The organism is Brevibacterium sp. GP-SGM9 (assembly GCF_047300845.1).
GTDB lineage: Bacteria > Actinomycetota > Actinomycetes > Actinomycetales > Brevibacteriaceae > Brevibacterium.
Genome location: NZ_CP178563.1, coordinates 2,242,937 through 2,265,907 on the forward strand (window position 1 = coordinate 2,242,937; position 22,971 = coordinate 2,265,907).

Below are 22,971 nucleotides of genomic sequence, written 5' to 3' on the forward strand. Positions count from 1 at the left end.
TCAGTGTCCTTTCTTCGAATTGGGGTCGAGGGCGTCGCGCAGGGCATCACCGAAGAGGTTGAATGCCAGACAGATGAAGAGGATCGCCAGGCCTGGGAACAGTGCGGTCGACGGTGCACGAAAAATGTACTGCTGTGCGTCGGAGAGCATGATGCCCAGGCTGGGCGAGGGCGGCTGGATGCCGAGCCCGAGGAACGAGAGCATCGATTCCCCGATGACCGCGGTCGGGATGATGACGGTAGCCTGGACGATGATCGCCGAGGCGGCATTGGGCAGGATGTGCATGCCGAGGATTCGCGCCTTGGAGGCATCGGTGGCGATGGCCGCGTTGACGAAATCCGCCGACTTCAGGCGCATCGTCTCACCTCTGACCACTCGGATCATCGTGGGTACCTGGGAGATTCCCAGAGCGATTGCGGCATTGCTCAGACTCGGCCCGGAGATGGCCGCCAGTCCGACAGCGATGATGAGGAACGGGAACGCCAGAGTGACATCCGTGAGTCGGGAGATGATCGAATCGAGTCCCCGGAAGTAGCCGGCGAGGAGACCCAGCGGGGTTCCGACGACCACTGCCAGTGCCACCGCCAGGAGACCCACCTGCAGGGAGGCGCGGACCCCGAAGGCCAGGCGGGAGAGGATGTCACGGCCCAGATCGTCGGTGCCGAAGACGTAGCCGATCGTGCCGGGCACTTGGAAAGGCACCTCGAAGTTCGTCTGGGCGAATCCGTAGGGGGCGATGAGCGGTGCGAACACTCCGATGACGAGGACGATGGCGACCATGATCGAACCGATGAGTCCCAGCGGAGTGGACAGGATCGAGCGCAGCAGCCACCACGTGCGATTGTTCGAAGCCTGGAATTCGGGATCGAGTCCCTGCGTGTTCTTGTCGGTGTTGGTCACGATGGGTGTGGTCATGAGGCATCCTCGCTCACGCGGATCTGTGGGTTGATGACCGAATAGAGGATGTCGACGGCCAGGTTGATGAGAATGTAGGAGGCGGTGATGACGAGGACCACGGCTTGAATCACCGGGTAGTCGCGGGAGAAGACAGCGTCGAGCGTGAGTTTGCCGAGGCCGGGGAGGGCGAAGATCCGTTCGGTGACCACGGCTCCGGAGATCAGACCGCCCAACTGCAGCCCGACGATCGTGACGAGGACGATGAGCGAGTTGCGCAGTCCGTAGCGGAAGAGCACTCGCGGTCGGGACAGGCCCTTCGCCCGGGCCATGCGCACATAGTCGGTGCCCATGCTCTCGATCATCGAAGCTCGGGTCTGACGTGTGATGACTGCGGCGAGACTCGTACCGAGGATGACCGCAGGCAGCGTGAGGTAGTAGATGCCGCGGATCGGGTCGGAGAGAACGTCGACGTAGCCCGAGGCTGGGAACCACCCGAGACCGACGGCGAGGCCCAGGATGGCGAGGAGACCGAGCCAGAAGTTCGGCACCGACAGTCCGAGCAGCGCGACGAAGTTGCTGCCGAACTCCGGCCAACGGCCGCGGAAGCGTTCGGCCACCATGCCCAGGGCGATGCCGACGACGACCGCAACGACGATCGCATAGAGAGACAGCCACAAAGTGACCGGCAAGGTGGTGGCGATCATCTCTGTCACCGCGAGTCCGGTGCGAGTCGATTCCCCGAGGTCACCGGTGAGGATGGAGCCGAGGAACTTGAAGAACTGGACGAGCAGCGGCTGGTCGAGGCCGAGGTCGGCCCGAATCGCATCGAGTCTTTCGGGCGTTGCCTCCTCGCCGGCCATGGCCAACGCCGGATCACCCGGCAAGAGGCGGACACCAAAGAAGATGACGATTCCGGAGAGCACGAAGGTGATGATCGCGTGGAAGATCTTTGTGAGCACGAACCGAGTCATCGCTGATCCTCCTTCAGGAACCCTGCTTCGGAGAGATGGACGACTCCGTCGGAGTAGACGTCGATTCCTGCGACGTCCTCGGTGTAGGCGGTGAGGTTCTTCTGCCGATAGAGGTAGATGATCGAGTTGATTTCGCCGATCCTCTGTGAGGCCTTGCCGTAGAGCTCGGCTCGATCGCTCTCATCGGTGGACTCACTCGCGTTGGTCAGCAGATCGCTGAGTTCGTCATCGTCGACTCCGGTGACGTTGTTGCCGGCCCCCGGGTAGTGGAAGGTGTAGAGGTTGCCGTGCGGGTCGACGCGTCCGGACCATCCCAGCTGGAGCAGTTCGTAGTCGCCGCGGTCTTGGGCGTCGAGGAGAGCCGTGTACTCCATCGGCTGGACCGAGATGTCGAATCCTGCCTCCTTGGTCGCCGCTTGGACCGCCTGAGCGAACCGAAGAGTGTCCTGTGTGTTCGACACCTTCATGTTCACCTTCAGCGGCAGCTCTATTCCCGCATCTTCGAGGAGCTGCTTGGCACCTTCGGGATCGTAGTCCACGCAGTCGTTGCTGGCATCGGTGGCGAAGGGACTGTCGGGAGCGATTCCCGAACAGGCAGGAGAGAACCAGCCGTTGAAAACTGTATTGACCAATGCCGTGCGGTCGATGGCCATGGACAGCGCCTTGCGCACCTTCGGATCCTGCCCCAATGGGGATTCGTAGTTCTCCGGATTGTCTCCGAAGCCCATGTTGACGGTCAGTCCCTGATAACCCAGGGAGTTCGACTGCAGGAGTCCGATTCCGGTCTCCTCGTCGAGAGCGTCGATGTCCTGAGGTGAGATCGTGTCCGCGACCTGCACATCACCGGAGCGGATATTGGCTGCACGGATATTCGCATCCGTCATGATCTGATAGGTGATCGAGTCGAGATGGACCTTGTCCGCATCATAGTAGTTGGGGTCCTTGACGACTTTGATCGACGTCTGGGCGATGCGCTTCTCGAACTTGAAGGGACCCACGCAGACCGGATTGTCTCCGAAGTCGTCTCCCTCCTCGTCGAGCGCCTTCGGGGACATGATCATGCCTGCCCGGTCCGCCAGTGCCGCGGTGAACGGGGCGAATGGCTGGTCGAAGGTGACCTCGAGAGTCTCATCGTCGATTGCCGTCACCGAGTTGATCGGCCCGAGTTCGGCGGCACGCGAGGACTCCTCCAGGTTCAACCCCCGTTCGATGGTCGTCTTGACCGCCTCGGCATCGAAGTCAGTGCCGTCGGCGAACTTCACACCGTCTCGGACGGGAATTCGCACGGTCTTCCCGTCGTCCGTGATCTCAGGAAGTTTCGTCGCAAGCATCGGTGTGATCTCACCGTTCTCGTCGATGTCGTAGAGCTTCTGGCACATCGTCTGCATGACGTAGCGAGTGTAGAGCGATGACGAGGTCGTCGGGTCGAGTCGGTCGGGTTCGGAGGAGAGGGCCATGACCAGATTCCCACCGTCTTCGAACGCCGAGGGGTCTGCCTCGACCGATTTCACGTCGGGGCGTTCCGGGGGCTCTGCCAAGGTCTGCACCGGTACGCACCCGGCGAGGAGGGCGACGCTGGTGAGCACCGCAAGTATCCGTCTCTTCACACGAACTCCCGTTTCGCCGATCATCTCAGAATCCGACGCACATTCCGCACCAGATCGTTATTTGCATACAATTTAGTCCTTGCTTAACGTTTTGTATACAACCTCTGAGAATTTCTTGAACACTGGGACCCTGCGGAGAGGCGACCTCGCCGCACTCTCGATTGAGTGACCGACTGCCGGGACGCAGGACCGAGCACCATCGGGCTACTCACCAGCCACACGCACGGGCACCGAACCGCCCCCAGGAAGGGACTGCCATGACACGACGACTCGACCTCGCCATGCTGTTGGTGCTGACGTTCTCCACAGGAATGGTCGACGCCATCGGCTACCTCGGCTTCGACAAGGTCTTCACCGGCAACATGACCGGAAACGTGGTCATCCTCGGCATGGGTCTGGCCGGCGCCGAGGGGGTGCCCGTCCTTCGTCCGGCGCTGGCACTGGTCTTCTTCATGCTCGGGGCGGCGCTGTCGGGTCGGATCCTCGGCGACATCGGCGAGGGCTGGCATCGGCGCACCACAATGATCTTCTCGATCGTGGCCGCGGGATGTGCCGCGCTCTCGGTCTATGTCGCACTTGTGCCCGACCCCGAAGTCGGCCTCACCGGGACGGTCTTCACCTCGGCGCTCTCGGCGCTGATGGGCGCCCAGGCCGCGGCCGCCAGGAAGATGAAGATCGCCGACGTCACCACCGTGGTCGTGACCTCGACGATCGTCGGCCTGGCTTCAGATTCGCGGCTGGCCGGCGGTGACAGCGTCCGCTGGATCCGCCGCGCCCTCGCCGTCGCCCTCATCCTCATCGGCGCCCTGGCCGGCGGTGCGACTCTCCTGATCAATCAGTGGATCGGCATCTCCATGGTGGCCGTGGCGATCGCCATCGTCACCATCATCGGCCACCGCGGAGCGAAGAAGCGGACCCTCGCCGAGGCGGCCGAACCGGAAGCCTCGAACGCCTGAGTCCCAGCGTCGAAGGCTTCAGGCACAGCCTCGAACACCTGATCCGCTCGCCCGACATCTCACCGGACGCCGAGCTTCTTCCACACCACTAGAATCGCCGACACGCTCAGTGCACCGGCGAGCAGCACCCAATACGCCGGTGCCTTCGCATCGCCGGTCATGCCGATCAACCATGCCGCGACGAGAGGCGTGAGTCCGCCGAAGACCGCAACCCCGACGTTGTAGCCCAGAGACAGCCCGGTCCCGCGCACCTCGGTGGGGAAGATGTCTCCCATCACGCTGGCCAGCGGACCGTAGTAGGCGGCCTTGAGAATGGAGAAGATCGCAACGACCACGATGAGCACGGACAGCGCATTGACCGCGACCACCCAGGTGAAGAGCACCCAGGTCAGTCCCATCACGGCGACAGCCGCCGGAAGCATGAACGTCAGCCTGCCGACCTTGTCGCAGAAGTAGCCCGCAATCGGAGTAAAGAGAAGCAGCACACCTCCGGAGACGAGCGTCGCCCAGAACCCCGCGGAACTCGTCATACCCAGGTTGTCCACGGCGTAGGTCGGGACGTAGGTGATGAAGTAGTTGAGGCAGGTCGAAACCGCGATTGCTCCGATGGCCAGCACCACAGCGAGTTTGTGATGCCGAAGGATGCCGCCGATGGCAGCGGTCTCCTTCGGCTTCTCGGCCTGCACCGCGGTGAATTCGGGAGATTCGGGAACATGTCTCCGGATATAGAGGCCGACCGGACCGACGAGCAGCCCGACGATGAACGGCAGACGGAACCCCCAGGTTTCGAGCTGCTCCTGGCTGAGATTTGTCGTCAGCGCAACTCCGATGACCGAGGCGAGGATCGTCGACATCGCCTGCGAGGCGAACTGCCAACTCGCGGCGAAACCGCGCCGCTCGGGCAGGTGCTCGACCATCAGCGAGGTCGCTGAGCCGAACTCTCCTCCCGCGGCGAAGCCCTGAATGAGCCGGGCGAGAAGGATGAGCAGCGGTGCGGCCAAGCCGATGACGTGGGCCGGGGGCATGAGCACGATCATCAGCGTACCGAGGAACATCAGCCAGATCGTCAGGGTCAATGCCGGTTTGCGACCGCGCCGGTCGGCGAAGCTGCCGAGGACGATCGCCCCGACCGGACGGATGAAGAACGAGAGGGCGAAGGTGCCCAGCGCGAGCATCACCGAGACCGCGTGACTCTCGGAGGGAAAGAACGCCACGGAGATGTAGACGGAGAAGTAGGCGTAGACCGAAATGTCATACCATTCGAGGGCATTGCCCACCGAGGCGGCGGTGATGACCTTCCAGGACTTCACCGGCGCACCCGTCGTCGTCCGATCGTGAACGGTGTCAGTCACTGTGCACCCCCAAGGGCCGAAGAGGCCTCCTTCGAGGTGAACCAGTCATCCGGATTCTCCCGCATGTCCCAGAACATTCCGGTCATGATCTGGGCACCCTGCTCGAGGATCGAGGACAGCGCATGCTCGTTCGGAGCATGCTGATTGCAGCCCGGGTACGAGTGCGGCACCCACACGGTCGGCAGGCCGAGCACCTCGGCGAAGACGTCGTTGGGGATCGTCCCGCCGAGGTTCGGTTCGATGGCCGCCTCGACTCCGGTCGTCGCCCTGATCGATTCGGCCGCCGCGGCCACGACCCGAGAACCGGGGTCGAGCCGGGTGGCGGGCATGCAGTGCTCGAACTCGACGTCGACCCCGCGGATGCCCTGTTCCTCGAGGTAGGACCCGACCCGATTCTCGAAGTCGCTGACATCGGTGCCCACGACGAAACGCAGCTGCAGGGTCGCCGAGGCGGCTCCCGGGATCGCATTGACCACTTGAGCGGGGGTGCCGGCGTCGAGGGCGAGTACCTCGATGACGTTGAAGGCGAAGACTCGCTCGGCCGGGCTCAGTCCGGGCTCGCCCCAGTCGGGGTCGACTTCCGGAGCTCCGGCTTCGGCGACCTCGGGGAGTTTCGCGACAGCCTCGAGCACCGAGGCGGGTGGGTCGGTGGGGCGCAGCGCCGGGATTCGGATGACCCCGTTGCCGTCGACCAGCGTGTTAATCGCCGCGGCGATGACGGTCGCCGGGTTGCGCAGCTTGCCGCCCCAATTCCCCGAGTGGTGATCACCGTCGCGCTCATGGACGAGCAGGCGGAAGTTGAGGGCACCGCGGGAACCGAGGAAGAGGGTGGGGAGGTCGGCGGCCAGACGTGGGCCGTCGGAGGCGAGGAAGAGATCGGCTGCGAGCTCGTCGGCGTGTGCGGCGGCGAAGGACCTCAGCCCCTTCGAACCCGCCTCTTCGGCGGTCTCCATCAGCACCGTCACGTTGTATCCGAGTCTCGCGGCAGCCGGTGAGCCATCGCCGATGCGCTCGAGCACCGTGCGCAGTGCCACGGTGTTGACCGTGTGCTGGCCCTTGTTGTCCGCGCTGCCTCGCCCGTACAGCCGGTCGCCGTCTCGTGTGAGCACCCATGGGTCGAGGCCTTCCGCCCATTGGTCGTCGTGGGCGAACTGCACATCCCCGTGACCGTAGAGCAGGACGGTCGGCAGATCCGGGCCTTCGGTGCGAGTGGCGATGAGCAGAGGATGCTCATCTGATTCGGGGTTGTCATAGATCGTCGACTCGAATCCGAGTTCGGCGAGCTCCGGGACGATCTCCTCGCTGAGATACGCCTCGGCGGACTCTCCTCCGCCCGCTGCCTGACTCTCGGTGCGCCGGGCGACTCGGCGAGCGAGCCGATCGAAGAAGTGATCGCTGCGCACGAACTCCGCCGCCACCTCGGTGAGTTCGCCGCGGGTGACTTCGCGACCGGCTCCTGTGCCTTCTGCCGCTTCCTCGCGGCCGGTGATATCTCTGGTCATGCGTGCCAGCATCCCGGAATCCGCGGGCACCGAACAGCTGAATCCGTCCACCACCGGGTGCGGATCCTGCACCGAGGTGGTGCATTCGGTGCACCACCCACTTAGCCTGGGATGACACCGACAGAAGAGGACCAACACAGTGACCGACATCCGCAGCCTCGCGACGCTGCTCGCCGTCGTCGAATACGGCTCCATTCACCTGGCGGCCAGGGCCCTGTTCGTCTCGCATTCGACGGCCAGCCGGCAGATTCGAGCCCTCGAGGCCCATTTCGGCACAACCCTCTTCGACCGCTCGAGTTCGGGCGTCACCCCGACTGCTCAATGTCTGGCCGTCGCCGACTTCGCCCGCCGCACCATCGCCGAATCCGAGCTGCTCTCCGATTCCTTCGGTGACTATTCCCGAGAGGTGGAGACGATCACGATCGTCACGTCGACCGGTTTGGGACAGACGGTCGTCGCCGATGCGATCAACGACGTGATGCGCACCACCGATCGCGTGCAGGTGTCGGTGATCGACCGGGCTTCCCTCGAGGCCATGCAGGTGCTGAAGAACCGGCAGGCCGACCTCTGCGTGAACTTCTCCATCTCCGGTCATGATTTGGCCGAGATCCCCGGCGTGAGAAAGATCGACCAGATCGAGGCCAGGAATTTCGCCGTGCTCGACCGGAACCACCCGCTCAGCGAGCGTTCCAGTCTTTTCATCCGCGACATCGCGGAGTATCCGATCGCCACCCTGCCGGCGGGCAACACCTCGCGGATGCGCATCGAGCAGGCCGTTCGCGCCCAGGGGCAGGTGTTCTCGCCGGTACTGGAGTGCACCTGCCCGATCCTCCAGATCCGCTCGGCCGTGGGCACATCGATGATCGCGATGATGGCGGAGCGAACGATTCCGGCGAATCTCGATGATCTCGGCTGCGTCGCGGTGGCGATCGACGACCCCGGCATCGACTCCCGCTATATTCAGATCCTCGCCGCCGACCCGCGCAGGGAGTCGGTGGGGCTCGAGCAGATGATCGAGGCGCTGCGCACGCACCTCCGCCCTCGCAGGTATCCCGTCTGATCAGTTCCCCGCCGCATCGAGAAGCCAGTGGTAGCGCAAGCGCAGCGCCCGTTCCGTGCTGGCCATCGCCGTCACCAGACCCACTCCGATATTCAGCCACAGCGGAAGTCGGACGGGTGAGGTGAAGTCACCGATCGATTCGGCGATCGGAGGGACGTCGGTGAGGGCGTCAATCAGCTGCAGCGCCAGCAGCGCGACCCCGCCCAGGAGGATGAACACTGACAGGACGCCGATCAGTCTGCTCAGCGCGGGGCGGGCCCGCTGCAGATTCAGCCGGCGCCCTTCCGCCGAGCGCCGATCAGGAACCAGGGTGGCGTCTCGCCCGTCGGCGGCGACGAGGTGGCATCGCTTGAGCCCGAATGCGCTCGTGGCGACCTCGATGCGCCCGGATTCGACCGAGAAGACGGCCGGCACCTTGGACTCGGCATGGTGGCGACCGTCGCGGTAGAGGTGGGCCTTCACCTCGCCCGACCCGTGATTCCCCCAGTGAGGGACATCGACGGCGTACTCGGGGCTCGCCGGCGTTGCCGGCAGATAGAACAGGGCGCGACCGAGCTGCTGCCACCACCGGAACGGCTTCAACGGTCGACCGGTACCGGGCTGGACGCGCTTGGCAGCACGACGGGTCTTCCACTCAGAGAACATCGTTTTCCTCGGTCGAACTCAGATTTTTGATACACCGTATTGATTCGCTTCGCTGATAGAATAGCACGATGTATCAGAAATACGGAAGGGCGGTATCTCTTGGTCACGCAGAACAGACGAGGCCGATCGTCACGCAGCCGCGTCGTCGAAGCCGCAGTCACCATGTTCGGCGAGGATCCGGCCGCCCCGCTGAGCGTGCGGGCCGTGGCGGCGCGAGCGGACGTCAGCGTCGGTTCGCTGAGATATCACTTTCCCACTCAGTTCGCGCTGAAGTCGGAAGTGATGAAGGTCGTCTACGACACCGTGGCCTCGGATGATCCGATCCATGACCGGTCACTGCCTGCGGGCGAGAGGCTGCTGGCCTGCCTGCGTCAGGTGCTCGCGCCGATGGGAACGGGAGCAGACGCCCGGAAGGCGTTCGAGACACTGGTGCGCACATTCATCGACCCTGAACCGAGCGCCGAGGTCGAAGAGTCCTACCGGGCGATGATGGAGAGTGGTCGCCTCCGCGTCGAACATTGGCTCAGTGTGCTCGCCGAAGAGGGGTACCTGGCAGAATCCGAGGTCGCCGCCTCGGCCCGCCTCCTCAACACGGTCCTCGACGGGCTCTCGCTCAGACGCGCCTTGCCGGGGACCGGCGACATCCTCGCCGCCGAGACGCAGGTCCTCCGCCATGCCGTCGAATCGGCCCTGGGGCCGAACGCCTGGGGCTGAATCGCCGCAGCTGCGTCAGAACCAGCGGTCTCCCCACCGCTGGCACAGGCGACCACCATGGCCGTTGCGGCCGTTCCACATCATGGATCGCGCTTCTCCCGGGCGCTGACTCCCCGGATAATCGGGACATGGGCAATGGAGCTGAACGGACAGATCTCGACCGGGTGAGGATGCGCGGGAGGATCGTGCGCCGTTCCGCATCGTTCAACGTCGCTCATGCCGTCGATGATCTCGATCCCGGTACCGGCGCTCAGAGCATCCAGCGCGCACTCTCTCTGCTCAACCTCGTCGGCCTCATCGCCAGCGAGCATTCCGACGGGGCACCCCTCAACGAGATCGCCGCGATCAGCGGTCGCCCGAAGGCCAGCATCCACCGCATGCTCCACGCCCTCATCGCGATGGGCTATGTCGAACGCAGCGAGGACGGCGGATACCGCCTCGGTGTGCAGTCTCAGATCCTCGGCCAGCTTGCGCGAACATCCGTCGACCCATTGGTCGCCGAAGCCGAGTCGAGCCTGCTCCGTCTCGCCGACCTCACCCAGGACACCATCTTCCTCACCCTGCGCACCGGCAGCTATTCGATCTGTGCGCGGAGAGAGGACGGTTTCGGTGAGATCTTCAACAACGCCCTGTCGGTCGGCGATCGTCATCCTCTGGGCATCGGCGCCGGCAGCCTGGCGATCATGTCCCAGCTCACCGACGCCGAGGTGGACGCCTCCTTCGACGCCAACGCCCGGATCATCGTCGAACGGTATCCCCACACCTCGGTTCCGGCGCTCAGGGCAATCGTCCGTCGGGGCAGGCACGACGGATTCGTCCACAATCCCGGTCTCTTCGCCCAAGGCTCCTGGGCGATCGGCGTGCCGATCAGAGTCCCCGGCGAAAAGCCCCGTGCCGCTCTGTCCGTGGCGAGCATCGAGGAGAGGATGAGCGGCACCCGAGTCTTCGAGCTCGCGCAGCTGCTCCACCACGAGGCGACTGTGATCGTCGATGCCCTGACCGCAGACCCTCAGCAGACCGGTGACGAAGCGTGAGCGAAGTGCGAGGACCCAGCGCTGCAACATCGACCCGGATTCCCGACTACCCTCTCGACCGCCCCGGCGAGCCCGTCATCCACGCGGGGCCTCGGCAGTCGCCGAGGATCGTATCGGTACCCTCCGACAACACGGTGCATGAGATCGAACTCGCAGAGGGACGCGATCTCTTCGAGGCCCTGACCGGATGCCTCGATTCCTCCGGGACGCAGGGCCTCATGGTGGAGTTCCGCAGCGGCGAGTTCGGACGGACCACCTATGTCCACCCGGCCTATGGTCCCGACGCCGCGCATCCGATGTCCTTCACCGACCACATCGACGTCGCCGGTCCGAACCGGCTGCGCCGCGCCTCGGCGACGGTGGGGACGAAGGACGGCGCCCCGTTCGCCCACATCCACGCCTCGTGGACGGACGCCGGCGGGCAGGTCAGGGGCGGCCATCTGCTGCCCGGGACTCTCGTCGGGCCGGCAGGCCTAAATCTGCGGGTGAACGCTCTTGCCGATGCGCGGCTGCTCAGCCAGGTCGATCCCGAAACCGGCTTCTCGGCCTTCGCCCCACAGCCCGCACAGTCAACGCCCGCACAGGTGGTCGACTCCCCCGACGCCGTGGTCTCCCGGGTCCGCCCCGGCGAGATCCTCGACGAGGCGGTCATCGCCGTCTGCCGGACGGCGGGATTCGCCTCCGCCGAGGTGTCTGCGAGCCTGGGCAGCACTACCGGCGCGGTGTTGGTCGACGGCACCGCGCCGTGGCCGGCCGTGGAGTTCACCCACCTGGCCGGGACCGTGTCCGGAGCCGACGGCGACGATCCGCAGCTGCGATTGGAGGCCGAGGTCGTCGATGTCGACGGCGTGGTCCACAGCGGAGAGCTCGCACCGGGCGCGAATCCGGTGGCCGTGACCTTCGAACTCTTCGTCCGCCGCCTCGGCTGACCAGACTCACGGCACTGACCAGACTCACGACGCTGGCCGCCCTCAGGACATCACTGCCCCGCCGTCGATGCGGAGGATCTGCCCGGTCGTGAACGACGCACCCGGGCTGGCCAGGTAGGCGACCGCCTCGGCGATCTCGCTCGGCGTTCCCATCCGGTCGATGGCCTGGCCCGAAGTGTCGTAGGACTGACCGACGGTGAGGGCGGATTCCACCGGGCCTGGTGCCACCGAATTGCAGCGGATGCCCCGGCGGCCGTATTCCTTCGCCACCCATTTGGTCAGGGCGATGATTCCGCCCTTGCTCGCGGCATAGGCGGGTCCGGACCGGGCTCCCGCATCACCCTCGGACACGGCACCGCCGTTGATTCCCGAGATCGAGGAGATGTTGATGATAGCGCCCGCTTGAGCATCGAGCATATGCGGATGCACGGCGGCCTTGATGAAGTTGAAGGTCCCGCCGAGGTTGGTGTCGAGGTCACGCTGCCACTGCCCGGCCGTGATCTCGTCGATGCCGATGCGGGCCGCCGTGCCGGCATTGTTGACGAGCACATCGATGCTTCCGAATTCCGCCACGAAAGAGGCGACGGCCCCGGTGACCGCCTCGGCGTCTCTGACATCGAGTTCGTAGCCGGCGAACGATTGGTTCGGGAACTGTGCGGTCAGGCTCTCGGCCGCAGCCTCGGCGCCTTTGAGGTCGACGATGCCGACCGAGGCGCCGCGAACCGCCAGCGCCGAGGCGATGGCCAGACCGATGCCCTGGGCAGCACCCGTGACGAGGACCGAGGTGTTCGCAAGCAGATAGGGTTCCATGATTCTCCTGATCGAGATTGTAGGGCGGGTCGGGTGGTAATCGTGATGACCCGAAATCGGATAGGGGTCGGGGCGGGCGTCGCCTACCCCACGCCGAGGATGTCAGGCAGCCAGTTCGAGATCGCCGGAATATAGGTGATGAGCAGCAGGGCGATGATCGCGCAGATGAGGAACGGCAGGATTCCCCGCACGACATCTTCGAGCCTCGCCTTTCCGATCCCGGCACCCACATAGAGGTTGAGCCCCACCGGTGGAGTGAACAGGCCGATGGCGAGGTTGACGGTCATGAATACGCCGATCGTCGTCATGTCCACCCCGACGCCGATCAGAATGGGCACGAGGATCGGAATGAAGAGGTAGAAGGCGCTGATCGCGTCGACGAATGCTCCGACGATGAGGAGGATGATCGTGATCACCGCGAGGATGACGAACTTGTTGTCGGTGACTCCGAGTACCGCCGTCGACACCCGGTCGGCCACGCCTTCGACGGTGATGACATAGGAGAACAGGCTGGCCACCCCGACGATGAACATGATCACCGCGGTCGAGACACCTGACTCGAGGAACACCTTCGGCAGATCGGTCCACTTGAGTTCGCGGTAGACGAAGATGCCGACGGCCAGCGCGAACACGGAGGCCACGGCACCCGCCTCGGTGGGTGTGAAGATCCCGCCGTAGATGCCGCCGAGGATGATGACGGGGATGAGCAGACCCGGGATCGCCTTGACCAGCAGGCCGAGGAATTCCGCGAGTCCCCCGTTCGGGTCTACGGTGTCCGTCGGGGCCGGGACCGGCCCGTCACCGCTGCCGGGGTGACCGGTGCCGGGGTGACGGGTGCCGGGGTGACGGGTGCCGCCCGATCCCGTCGAGGTGAGGGTTCGTGTCCCGGACGTCCCCGCCGAGGCGCTCGCCCCGTCCCCGGCTGACGCTGCGTTCGCCTCGGCGCCGGTGGTCTCCGATCGCGGCTCGCGCCCGGACTTCACCGGCAGACCGGCCAGGTCACGGACCCGGGGCACGAAGAGGGCGGCGATGAAGAACGCCGCAGCCATGATGATGCCCGGCACGATGCCGGCGATGAAGAGCCGCGAGATCGAGATCGACCCGTATTCGGAGGCGACGACGGCGAAGATGATGAACGCGATCGACGGCGGCACGACGATCCCCATCGAACCGGAGGCGGCGACGAGGGAGATCGCGTGCTTCTTCGCATAGCCGTTGCGGACCAGCGCGGGGATGAGGATCGCACCGATCGCGGCCACCGTGGCCGGCCCCGATCCGGAGATGGCGGAGAAGAAGAAGGCGGAGATGATCGTCACCGCCGCCAGACCGTGGCTGAATCGTCCGAAGACGATGAAGGCGAGGTCGATGAGTCGCTGCGAGATGCCGGTGTACTGCATGATGATGCCGGCGAGGACGAAGAACGGGATCGCGAGCAGGGTGCCCGAACTCATCGACGGGAACATGACCGAGGGCACGACGTCGAGGACCTGCAGCCCGTCGGTGGTGATGAGCACGGTGACTGCAGACAGCCCGAGGGAGAACGCCACCGGGATGCCGAGGGCGAGGAACAGGAAGAAGCTTCCGAACAGCAGCAGCTCGATCATGCGCGGTCTCCTTGTTCGTCGATGACCGGTGAGGCCTCCTGTGCAAGCCGCTCAGCGACCGCCTCGGCGGAGGTGTCCTGGTGGAGCGATTCTCGGGCGGCCTGGATGCTGCGGATGATTCCGAGCAGCCCGGCCAGCGGAATCGAGAGGGTGAACAGCCACTGCGGGAAGCCCAGCGACGGCGTCGCCCGCCCGCGGATCGCCTGATTGATCATCATCTCCCCGCCCCAGATGAGCAGCACGGCGAGGAAGACGATCATCAGCGCAGTGCTGACCAGGATCAGGGTGCGTCGAGTCGTGGCCTTCGCATTCTCCACCAGGTAGGTGAAGCCCAGATGCGCGCCGAGGCGGATTCCGACGACCGCTCCCATCATCGTGAGGACGACGAGGAGGTTGATCGTGATCTCCTCGGTGAAGGCCAGCGAGGACTGGAAGATGTAGCGGGAGAGGACATTGATAAAGGTGACGATGACGATCACCATGAACGACAGGATCACGACCCAGTCTTCGAACCATCTGACGATTCTCATCTCAGAGTCCTTCCGGAATGAATGCCCGGGACATGTCATCGCCCCAGACCTTGCGGTATTCGCTGTAGATAGGTTTGAGAGCCTCGCGGAACTCATCCTTCTCCGCATCGCTGAGTTCGTTGACCTCCATGCCGGCGGCTTCGAGCTCCTCGATGAGCTTGGCTTCGCCGTCACGGTTCTTCTGGATCTGGAACTCATTGGCATCCGCGGCCAACCGACCGACGAGTTCCTGATCCTCCTGATTGAGAGAATCGAAGAGCTTCTCGTTCATGCCGAGGACCAGCGGGTCGTAGGAGTAGTTCCAGAGCGTGAGGTAGGGCTGGACCTCCTGGAGATTGGAGGAGTAGATGACGTCGATCGGGTTCTCCTGCCCGTCGATGGCCCCCTGCTGCAGCGCGGTGAAGACTTCACCGAAGGGCATCGTCGTCGGGTTGGCGCCGAGGGTCCGATAGAGATCGGTGTAGAGACCGAATCCGGGGATGCGGAACTTCAGCCCGTGCAGATCTTCCGGAGTGTGGATGGGGCGGTGCGTGTTCGTCAGCTGTCGCATCCCCGATTCCCCGAAGCCGAGGAGGTGGACGCCGCGTTCGGACAGGTAGTCGGCATAGACCTGGCCGCCCTCACCGGCCAGGGCCTCTTGCCCGTCCTCGACGGAATCGAAGATGAACGGAGCGGTGACCGCGCCGAAGCGCGGGTCGACGCCGGCGTAGATGATCGGCGAGTTGTAGGAGAAGTCCTTCGCCCCGTCCATGAGCTGCTCGACTCCGGCGGTGGCTTCTCCGGCGGAGAGGCGTTCGTTGCCGAAGACCTTGAGGGTGATGCGGCCGTCGGTCTCCTTCTCGAGGTCGGCAGCGAACTTCTCGGCGGCGAGGTACCACGTGCTCGTCGAGCCCGTGGTCACGGTCATCTTCCACCGATACCGCTGCTTGCCGTCATCGGTGGTGCCGAAATTCGTCCCGCACCCGCTCAGGGCCAGGACGAGAGCCATCAGCGCGGCTAAACAGCCGAGCACAGCTCTCTTCGTCATCGTCGTCGGCACCATTGCCTCCTTCACTCTTCTCTTATCGTCGTGTCACATCAGCGTGCGGTCGTCGGCACCTTCACCGTTTCGGCAGACCCGCATAGTGGGTCAGTCCCCCATCGACCGGGATCAGGGTGGAATTGATGTAGGCCGCATCGTCGGAGGCGAGGAACACCGCGAGACGCGCAATGTCCTCGGGCCTGCCCATCGTTCCGGTCGGCGAGAGAGCATTGCGTTCGGCGAGCATCTCCTCGACCGAGCCGTAGTGGCCGCTGATCGAATTGTGGATGAGCGGGGTCTCGATCAGTCCCGGGGCGATCGAGTTCGCACGGATTCCCTCCGCAGCATGCTGGGCTCCGATCACCTTCGTCAGTTCGATGAGTCCGGCTTTCGACGCCGCGTAGGCCGGATAGTCATAGCCCATATAGCGCATGCCGCCGACCGAAGAGACGGTGATGATCGAGCCTCCACCGGCCCGCCGCATGTACGGCAGCGCCTGCTTCATCGCGGCGAACGCCCCGGTGAGGTTGATGTCAAGGGCCTTGGCGAAGGCCGCCGTCTCCAGGGAGTCGAGTCCGCCGTTGACGACGATGCCGACGTTGTAGTGGAGCACCGTGGGTTCGCCGAAGGTCCGCGCGCAGCGGTCGAAGGCCGCGGCCAGGGAGTCCTCATCTGCGACGTCGGCGACGGCCGTGGTCACCCGTCCTGCCGGGTCGCCGGCCTCGCCGAGGCTGTCCGACCTCGCGTTCGCCTCGCCCACCACCGCACGTGCGTGTTCGAGAGCCGTGGGGTCGCGGTCGACGATGCACACCTTCGCCCCGGCGGCCAGGAACGCCTGTGCTGCGGCGAACCCGTTGTTGATCTGCCCGTCGGGTGTTCCGCAGCCGATGGCCATGATGACCTTGCCATCCAGATCGCTCATCGTGCGCTCCCTCTGCCTGCCGAGTATTCGGTCTTGAGTTCCTTGCGGGCGATCTTGCCATAGGCGGTCACCGGCATCTCTTCGACGAAGTGGATCTCCTTGGGCACCTTGTAGGCCGCCAGCGTCGACTTGCACAGGGCGCGCAGCCGCTCGCTCGCAGCATCGCAGGCTGTCGCATCCGGGACGGCACCGGTCGGCTCGACGATGGCGATGCCGATCTCTCCCCACTGCGGATCGGGCACGCCGACGACAACGGCCTGGGCCACCTCGGCGTCGGTGAGAAGCAGCTCTTCGATCTCGCGCGGGTAGACGTTCGACCCGCCGGAGATGTACATGTCGGACTTCCGGCCGGTGAGGAACAGAAACCCCCGCTCGTCGAGGTAGCCGACGTCACCGGTGTGGAAGACGCCGTGGGCGAAAGACTCGGCGTTGGCATCGGGGCGGCCGAGATAGCCGGCGCAGACGGTGGGTCCGGCTACGCAGACCTCGCCCTGTTCACCGGGTGCCAATTCGTTGCCGGCTTCGTCGAGGATGACGATTTCGACTCCGGTGCGGGCGCGCCCGCAGGTGCCGATGCCGGCGGAGTCGACTGGGATCCGTCCGTGCTCCTCGGGCCGCAGCACCGTGATCGCTCCGGTCACCTCGGCGAGCCCGAAATACTGGACGAGGCACGGGCCGAGCCGCTCGAGCGCTCGGGCCTGATCGGCGGCAAGCATCGGGGCTCCGGCGTAGACGACCCGGTTGAGGGAATGGTCGTTCGGCCCGCGATCGACAGGGTAGCCTGCGACGATCCGGTTGAGGATGGTCGGCACGGTGAAGGCGTTCGTGATCCCGTATCCGTCGATCGAGGTCCACAGTGTGCTCGGGTCGACCTTGCCGCCGGGGTGGATGACCGAGGGCGTGCCGCCGAAGACCTGAGCGAGCATATGGATGCCGGCTCCGTGAGAGAGCGGCGCGAGGACAAGGGATGCTCCGTTCTCATCCTCTGTGGGGAAGAGATCGCAGCGATGGTTCGAAAGCACCGCGCCGAGGTGGCGGTGCGTGAATGTCGCGGCCTTGGGTTTGCCCGTGGATCCGGAGGTGAAGAAGTACCAGCAGGGGTCGTCCTCTTCGACCGCGAAGTCGCCGGTCTTTGTCTCGGCCGAGGCCCGATCCTCGGCGGCGGTCTCGGGCAGCTCGCCGATCCAGAGCACACTTCCGGTGAAACCATTGCTCTGCAGAGCCTCGACGAATTCCTCATGTGCACGGTCGACGATGATGGCCGCGGGGGCGACGTCGGCGCTGATGTTCAGCAGCTCTTCGGTCGACAGGGCCGCGTTCGGCGGGGCGATGACGGCGCCGGCGCGGATGATGCCCCAGAAGGACTGGATCACCTCGGCGTGGTTGGCGGAGACGAGGAGTACGGTGTCGCGTCGGCCGACGCCACTGGCCTGCAGGGTGCGGGCGAGGGCTTCGGCTCGGTCGTCGAGGTCCTTCCAGGTCCAGCGTTGACCGTGGTCGTCGTCGATGACCGCGGTGTGCTCGGGGATCCGGCGGGCGGTCTGGGTGAGGAAGCGGGAGACGTTGACGCCGCGGCGCGGGGTCGGGGTGAAGTCCTTGGCCGGCGAGGCTTGCGAGATGGCCCGCATCAGCGTGCACGCTCGAGGATCGAGGCGAAGTTGGAGACAGCGGCACCGCCCATGTTGAACACTCCTGCGAGTTCGGGCGACTCGATCTGGATTCCGGGTGAGCGGCCGGTGAGCTGGGCGGCGGCGAGCGCGTGCATCGAGACTCCGGTGGCGCCGATGGGGTGGCCTTTGGCTTTGAGCCCGCCCGAGGGATTGACCGGGAGTCTGCCTTCTGCGGCGGTGGTGCCGTCGTCGAGGAGGCGATGGCCCTGACCGGGTTCGGCCAGGCCGAAGGCCTCGTATTCGAGGAGTTCGGCGATGGTGAAGCAGTCGTGGGTCTCGAGGAGGTCGAGTTCGGTGATGCCGATGCCTGCTTGTTTCAGGGCCTGAGTCATGGCACGGCGAGCTCCCGCGAATTCCAGAGGATCGCGTCGGGACAGGGGCAGAACGTCGTTGGCGTTGCCCACGCCGCGCCAGGTCACGGCCCGGGGAGCCGAGGCGGCGACATCCTCGGCGGCCATGACGAGGGCGACCGCTCCGTCGGAGACCATCGAGCAGTCGGTGCGGCGCAGGGGTTCGGCGACGTAGGGGTTCTTCTCCGAGACCGCATTGCAGAAGTCGAAGCCGAGGTCGCGCTGCATGTGGGCGAGTGGGTTGTGTGAGCCGTTGGCGTGGTTCTTCGCGGCGATTCGGGCGAGGGTCTCCGAGTGGTCGCCGTAGCGGTCGAAGTACTGCCTGGCGATCTCTCCGAAGACTCCGGCGAAGGATTTGAAGTGCTCTTCCTCTTCCCGGTAGCTGGCGGTCAGGAGGACTTCGTTGACGTCGTGGCCGGAGACGTGGGTCATGCGTTCGGCACCGATGACCAGGGCGGTCCGGTGCCGGCCGGCGGCGATGGAGTCGTGGGCGGCGAAGACGGCGGTGGAACCGGTGGCGCAGGCGTTCTCGTGTCGGTGCGCCGGGGTGAGGGAGAGTTCGGGGAAGACGGTGCCGGGGAGTGCGGCCTCGAAGCCCTGCTTGGACAGTCCGTTGTTGTAGACGCCGACGTGGATGACGTCGATGTCGGATGGTTCGAGGCCCGCCTCGGCGATGGCGTTACGGGCGACATCGGCCATCATCTGAGGAAGCGGCGCTTCGGATCGACCGAACTTTCCGTGGGACCAGCCGATGATCGCAGGCTTGGGCATGGACACTCCTTCGGGTCCCCCACACCGGGGTGGGAAGGTCGACAGTAACTCTTGCTGTCATCCTGTCGGCGGTCCCAGTCAGCGGTCAACGCAGATCCACGATATGGAACGAGGAATGCCGGCGATCGCGCCGCCGGTGCAGACGCCGTTTCACCACCCTCGCGAACGCTCGGCCGCCTCAATCAACGTGCAGCTCGAAAAGGTCGTCGCTGGTGACGACTTTTTCGAGCTGCGCGTTGCCTGACGACGAATTACCAGCCTCACTCCAGAGAGTCGCGGATCGCCTGTGCGGTCCCGGATGGGTCGTAGTCCGCGGATACGCCTGCGACGAAGATGATGTCGCTGGCGATATGGCGTGAGCGCAGCGGCGCGATCTGTCGGTAGGCCGGTGAGTCCCACCACCTCCGGGCGTCGTCGATGCCCGGAAACCCGATGATCACCACGTGCCCCGGCCAGCTGCCCTCTTTGACTTCGTGCGCAGCGGCATGAACGAGGAACTGGCCGCCGAAGGGCGAGAATGTGTCGGGGATTCGCTCGATGTATTCGGCGATGTCCGGATGTGGTTCGGCTTCTTGGAGATGCGCAATCGCATAGGCAGTCATGGAGCGTGGTTTCCCTTCATCGAATCGTGTCGTGCACAGGCGAGGAGGAGGACCGCCCCGCAGGCGAAAGCGGCCGAGATGAGAGGCAAGGCACCGACACCGAGCTCGGCAAGTGCCAGCCCACCGATCGCTGCGCCGCAGGAGACTCCCAAATAGGTTCCCGAGGTGTTGAGCCCAAGCGCCTGCCCCGCCAACGGGCCGGCGAACGAGGTCAGCCGCACTTGGATCGCCGGAGCATTCCAGAACGCCATGCCTCCCCAGACGGTCGTCGCCACCAGAACGATGGGCAGAGGCACGGGCCGACCGAACCAGATCAGCCACAGCACGATCATCGCGACGGCGATCGCACTGATTCCGAACAGCAGCGCACGGTCGGCTCCCCATCGATCGGCGGCCGTCCCACCGAGCCAGATGCCGATGAATCCCGCTGCGCCGGCGAGACCGAATGCGAGCGCACGCTCCTCGACCTCCGCGCCGGATACCGTCGCCAGATAAGGCGCCAGATATGTGAGCATCATCATCGATCCGGTCATCAGCGAGCAATTGGCGATCAGACACAGGCTGATCGGCCGTTGCAGGAGAATGCTCAGCTGTTCACGCAGTCCGAGCGTCCTGTCGTGCTCCTGGCCGCGCGGGACAGCGACGAGGATCGCGAGCACCACCAGCACGCCGCTCAACCCCATGACCGCGAACGTCGCCCGCCAGCCGAAAGTGCCGCCGATCCAGGCGCCGATGGGCACTCCGGCCGCGATCGAGCCCGTCACCCCGAAGGAGACGACGGCAAGATAGCGTCCTGCCTTCCCGGCCGGTGCCTGGCGGGCGGCGAAGGCGAAGATCGCGGGAGTCGCAGCTGCCGCCGCAACTGCCGCCAGCACTCGCACTGCCATAAGCACGCCGAAGGACGGCGCGACTGCCGCCAGGCCGTTCGCCGCAATGAAGACCAGGAGAGCGCCGGTGATGAGCCTGTGCCGCGGAAGACGAGCCAGCACGACCGCCGCGACAGGTGCAACGACGGCGACGGTCAGGGAGAACACCGTCACCAGCTGCCCCGCCTGCCCCTCGGACACCTGCAGATCGCTGGAGATCTCCGGCAGAATTCCCGCGATCACATAGTCATCGGTGTAGAGCACGAATGCGGCAGCCAACAGCGCAATCAGCCAGCTCGGCATCGTTCGGCCTACCTTCCTCGGGACGATTGCGCTCACGGCTGAGCGCTCACCGTTGTGCACTGCTGCTTCAGTTACGTGCGTGATCGGTTCGGCACGGCATTGCGCAGATGTCTGCGCAGCACGGCCACACCGTAGACGCTCGCTCCAGGAGTCGCCGCAATGGCGATCGCGACCACCAGCGGTTCGGCGACACCGCCTTGGGCGAGCAGAATCTGAGTCGGCCCCTGGATCGCGGCCACGCAGCACCCCGTCCACGTCAGCAGCCAAGCCGTCCGAGGCATGAGCCGACACAGTCGCGGGACCAGCGGAGCGATGAGCCCTGCCAGTGCGACCACAGCTGTCGCCAGCAGCACCGCCCGCTGGGACAGCTGCTCCATGCCCTGCGGGCCCGCCTCCCCCGGACCGGCGATCGCCCAATAGGCCATGGCGCAGGAGAACGGAAGCATGCCGATGGCACCGATCGCGACGACCCGTCGAGAAGGAGCAGGCGGAGGAGTCGTCAGCAGATCACCCCAGCGATGAACCACATATGCGCCGACGATCACCGCCAGCGCAACTGCCAGAACACAGAACCCGGTATAGACGGCACCGAACACCCAGGGGGCCGTGTCCTGATCGGCTGGCCGCACGCTCCCGACGACGATCGCCTCGACGAGCAGACCGACCGGAAGGCCGAACAGAATCGGTGCGAGCAGTCCGGCAGCTCCAGCACCGAGCACGAACACCACCGCACCCGGAATCCGCAGGGCCCACCTCTTGGTCAGGAACACCATGAACACGATGGCGACTGCCACCATCCCAAGCGTCAGGGCATTGCCGATCACATGCCGTGCTCCGACCATCTCCTCAGCTCCCGCGGTCGATGAGAGACCCACCGTCGAGCCGCCCAGCCACAGAAGCTTGAGAATCGAATAGGGCAGTACGGCGGTGATGGCAGCCACCAGCGCGAATCGTTGAACGGTCGGGACGTGCCTGGGTCTGTGCACGACGGCCATGTCGACTCCTAATTAGACATCTTTATCTAGAGAACTCTCTCTAGTATGATTCAGGGAGCATGCACGGTCAACCCCGCGATCCGGAATCGACGATCATCTTCCCCATCAGTGCACACAGACAACCACCTGCGGGGTGCGTGCATCTCGGCTCCACGACGACGGTAGGCTGACCGACATGGCGAAACGCGCTCTCTACTCCAGCGAGGACATTCTGGCTGCCGCCGTCAGCGCAGTCGCGAATCGCGGCCATGCGGCCACCGTTTCGGACGTGACCACAATCCTCGGCGCACCTTCGGGGTCGATCTATCACCGGTTCCCGACCCGCGAGGCACTGTTCGCCTCAGCGTGGATCCGGTGCGTTCATCACTTCCAGGACAGCCTTGCCACCGTCACGGAGATCGAAGACCCTCTCGAAGCGATCGTCGAAACGGGTCTGCTGATCCCGCGGTTCTGTCGCAGACATCCCGCAGAAGCGCGAACCCTCACCCTCTACCGGCACGCCGAGCTGCTCGCGAACCCGCCGAAGGGACTCAACGACGAACTGACAGGACTCAACGATCCCGTCGCCGCACACATCACCGAACTCACCCGCCGGAGATTCGGCGAGGTCTCTCAGCGCAGGCTGGCGCTGATCGCCCTGGCGTGCCGAGAGACTCCGTACGGAATGGTGCGCGGCTACATCGGCGGCCAGATCCCCGACTGGCTCGATCGCCCCATCGCCGCCGCCATTGCCGCGGTCGCTTCGATGGAGGAGTCGAGCACCGACTAGTTCTCGGCGCGGCCCCACCCTCACTGCCAACTCGACAACGACGAAGCGCCGAGACCACTGTGCACACACAGTTGTCTCGGCGCTCGACCGT

Annotated in this window: 23 protein-coding genes; 7 read left to right on the forward strand and 16 right to left on the reverse strand. The window is 65.1% G+C overall.

Annotated features, from left to right (window positions below; translation table 11 throughout):
- Genes ACH82I_RS10130 through ACH82I_RS10140 form a run of 3 tightly spaced genes read right to left on the reverse strand, consistent with a single transcriptional unit; the run spans window position 1 to window position 3,499 of the window.
- A complete protein-coding gene (locus ACH82I_RS10130; RefSeq protein ID WP_230745398.1) occupies window positions 1–915 on the reverse strand; it encodes an ABC transporter permease in 915 nt (304 codons plus the stop codon).
- Entirely contained in the window at window positions 912–1,868 is a 957-nt protein-coding gene (locus ACH82I_RS10135; RefSeq protein WP_230745399.1) for an ABC transporter permease, read from the reverse strand. Before ACH82I_RS10135 ends, ACH82I_RS10130 begins: the two co-directional genes overlap by 4 nt.
- A complete protein-coding gene (locus ACH82I_RS10140) occupies window positions 1,865–3,499 on the reverse strand; it encodes an ABC transporter substrate-binding protein (protein ID WP_413332315.1) in 1,635 nt (544 codons plus the stop codon). The genes ACH82I_RS10135 and ACH82I_RS10140 overlap by 4 nt, the downstream gene beginning before the upstream one ends.
- Before the next feature lie 233 nt (window positions 3,500–3,732).
- Between ACH82I_RS10140 and ACH82I_RS10145 the strand changes: the two genes are divergently transcribed.
- Window positions 3,733–4,431 (forward strand): YoaK family protein, encoded by a 699-nt coding sequence (locus ACH82I_RS10145; protein WP_413332317.1) that lies wholly within the window; start codon window positions 3,733–3,735, stop codon window positions 4,429–4,431.
- 59 nt (window positions 4,432–4,490) lie between these two features.
- Here ACH82I_RS10145 and ACH82I_RS10150 read toward each other — a convergent pair whose 3' ends face one another.
- Window positions 4,491–5,783, reverse strand: a complete 1,293-nt coding sequence (locus ACH82I_RS10150) for an MFS transporter (RefSeq protein ID WP_413332319.1) — start codon at window positions 5,781–5,783, stop codon at window positions 4,491–4,493.
- Window positions 5,780–7,285: a M20/M25/M40 family metallo-hydrolase gene (locus tag ACH82I_RS10155; protein WP_413332321.1), complete on the reverse strand. Its 1,506-nt coding sequence runs from the start codon at window positions 7,283–7,285 to the stop codon at window positions 5,780–5,782. The genes ACH82I_RS10150 and ACH82I_RS10155 overlap by 4 nt, the downstream gene beginning before the upstream one ends.
- A 139-nt stretch (window positions 7,286–7,424) precedes the next feature.
- On the opposite strand from ACH82I_RS10155, the gene ACH82I_RS10160 reads away from it, so the two are divergent.
- Window positions 7,425–8,345 carry a LysR family transcriptional regulator gene (locus ACH82I_RS10160; RefSeq protein WP_413332323.1) on the forward strand — a complete coding sequence of 307 codons (921 nt, stop codon included), beginning with the start codon at window positions 7,425–7,427 and terminating at the stop codon, window positions 8,343–8,345.
- On the opposite strand, the gene ACH82I_RS10165 is transcribed toward ACH82I_RS10160, so the two are convergent.
- Window positions 8,346–8,990 (reverse strand): hypothetical protein, encoded by a 645-nt coding sequence (locus tag ACH82I_RS10165; protein WP_413332325.1) that lies wholly within the window; start codon window positions 8,988–8,990, stop codon window positions 8,346–8,348.
- 99 nt (window positions 8,991–9,089) lie between these two features.
- Here ACH82I_RS10165 and ACH82I_RS10170 point away from each other — a divergent pair, with 99 nt between their 5' ends.
- From ACH82I_RS10170 to ACH82I_RS10180, 3 genes are all read left to right on the forward strand, one after another.
- Window positions 9,090–9,704, forward strand: a complete 615-nt coding sequence (locus tag ACH82I_RS10170; protein ID WP_230745409.1) for a TetR/AcrR family transcriptional regulator — start codon at window positions 9,090–9,092, stop codon at window positions 9,702–9,704.
- Window positions 9,705–9,832: 128 nt separating this feature from the next.
- The gene (locus ACH82I_RS10175) at window positions 9,833–10,738 is read left to right on the forward strand and encodes an IclR family transcriptional regulator (RefSeq protein WP_413332326.1); all 906 of its coding nucleotides are present in this window, start codon (window positions 9,833–9,835) and stop codon (window positions 10,736–10,738) included.
- Complete coding sequence (locus ACH82I_RS10180) at window positions 10,735–11,667, forward strand: PCC domain-containing protein (RefSeq protein ID WP_413332328.1); 933 nt, start codon at window positions 10,735–10,737, stop codon at window positions 11,665–11,667. The genes ACH82I_RS10175 and ACH82I_RS10180 overlap by 4 nt, the downstream gene beginning before the upstream one ends.
- Before the next feature lie 42 nt (window positions 11,668–11,709).
- Here ACH82I_RS10180 and ACH82I_RS10185 read toward each other — a convergent pair whose 3' ends face one another.
- The 7 genes from ACH82I_RS10185 to ACH82I_RS10215 all read right to left on the reverse strand — a co-directional run bounded on the left by ACH82I_RS10185 (window position 11,710) and on the right by ACH82I_RS10215 (window position 19,345).
- Entirely contained in the window at window positions 11,710–12,477 is a 768-nt protein-coding gene (locus tag ACH82I_RS10185) for an SDR family NAD(P)-dependent oxidoreductase (RefSeq protein WP_413332331.1), read from the reverse strand.
- A gap of 83 nt (window positions 12,478–12,560) precedes the next feature.
- The gene (locus tag ACH82I_RS10190; RefSeq protein ID WP_413332334.1) at window positions 12,561–14,081 is read right to left on the reverse strand and encodes a TRAP transporter large permease; all 1,521 of its coding nucleotides are present in this window, start codon (window positions 14,079–14,081) and stop codon (window positions 12,561–12,563) included.
- Window positions 14,078–14,611 (reverse strand): TRAP transporter small permease, encoded by a 534-nt coding sequence (locus ACH82I_RS10195; protein WP_413332336.1) that lies wholly within the window; start codon window positions 14,609–14,611, stop codon window positions 14,078–14,080. Before ACH82I_RS10195 ends, ACH82I_RS10190 begins: the two co-directional genes overlap by 4 nt.
- A gap of 1 nt (window position 14,612) precedes the next feature.
- The gene (locus ACH82I_RS10200; protein ID WP_413332338.1) at window positions 14,613–15,638 is read right to left on the reverse strand and encodes a DctP family TRAP transporter solute-binding subunit; all 1,026 of its coding nucleotides are present in this window, start codon (window positions 15,636–15,638) and stop codon (window positions 14,613–14,615) included.
- Window positions 15,639–15,711: 73 nt separating this feature from the next.
- Entirely contained in the window at window positions 15,712–16,554 is an 843-nt protein-coding gene (locus ACH82I_RS10205) for an SDR family NAD(P)-dependent oxidoreductase (protein ID WP_413332340.1), read from the reverse strand.
- Complete coding sequence (locus tag ACH82I_RS10210; protein ID WP_413332342.1) at window positions 16,551–18,182, reverse strand: AMP-binding protein; 1,632 nt, start codon at window positions 18,180–18,182, stop codon at window positions 16,551–16,553. Before ACH82I_RS10210 ends, ACH82I_RS10205 begins: the two co-directional genes overlap by 4 nt.
- The gene (locus ACH82I_RS10215) at window positions 18,182–19,345 is read right to left on the reverse strand and encodes an acetyl-CoA acetyltransferase (RefSeq protein WP_413332344.1); all 1,164 of its coding nucleotides are present in this window, start codon (window positions 19,343–19,345) and stop codon (window positions 18,182–18,184) included. Before ACH82I_RS10215 ends, ACH82I_RS10210 begins: the two co-directional genes overlap by 1 nt.
- Window positions 19,346–19,460: 115 nt before the next feature.
- Between ACH82I_RS10215 and ACH82I_RS10220 the strand changes: the two genes are divergently transcribed.
- Entirely contained in the window at window positions 19,461–19,589 is a 129-nt protein-coding gene (locus ACH82I_RS10220) for a hypothetical protein (protein WP_413332347.1), read from the forward strand.
- A 16-nt stretch (window positions 19,590–19,605) separates the two neighbouring features.
- On the opposite strand, the gene ACH82I_RS10225 is transcribed toward ACH82I_RS10220, so the two are convergent.
- From ACH82I_RS10225 to ACH82I_RS10235, 3 genes are all read right to left on the reverse strand, one after another.
- Window positions 19,606–19,947, reverse strand: coding sequence for a DUF1330 domain-containing protein (locus ACH82I_RS10225; protein ID WP_413332349.1), 342 nt, complete (start codon window positions 19,945–19,947; stop codon window positions 19,606–19,608).
- Complete coding sequence (locus ACH82I_RS10230) at window positions 19,944–21,116, reverse strand: MFS transporter (RefSeq protein WP_413332351.1); 1,173 nt, start codon at window positions 21,114–21,116, stop codon at window positions 19,944–19,946. Before ACH82I_RS10230 ends, ACH82I_RS10225 begins: the two co-directional genes overlap by 4 nt.
- A 71-nt stretch (window positions 21,117–21,187) precedes the next feature.
- Complete coding sequence (locus ACH82I_RS10235) at window positions 21,188–22,057, reverse strand: hypothetical protein (protein ID WP_413332353.1); 870 nt, start codon at window positions 22,055–22,057, stop codon at window positions 21,188–21,190.
- A gap of 229 nt (window positions 22,058–22,286) precedes the next feature.
- Here ACH82I_RS10235 and ACH82I_RS10240 point away from each other — a divergent pair, with 229 nt between their 5' ends.
- Window positions 22,287–22,880: a TetR/AcrR family transcriptional regulator gene (locus ACH82I_RS10240; protein WP_413332355.1), complete on the forward strand. Its 594-nt coding sequence runs from the start codon at window positions 22,287–22,289 to the stop codon at window positions 22,878–22,880.
- Window positions 22,881–22,971: the final 91 nt, after the last annotated feature.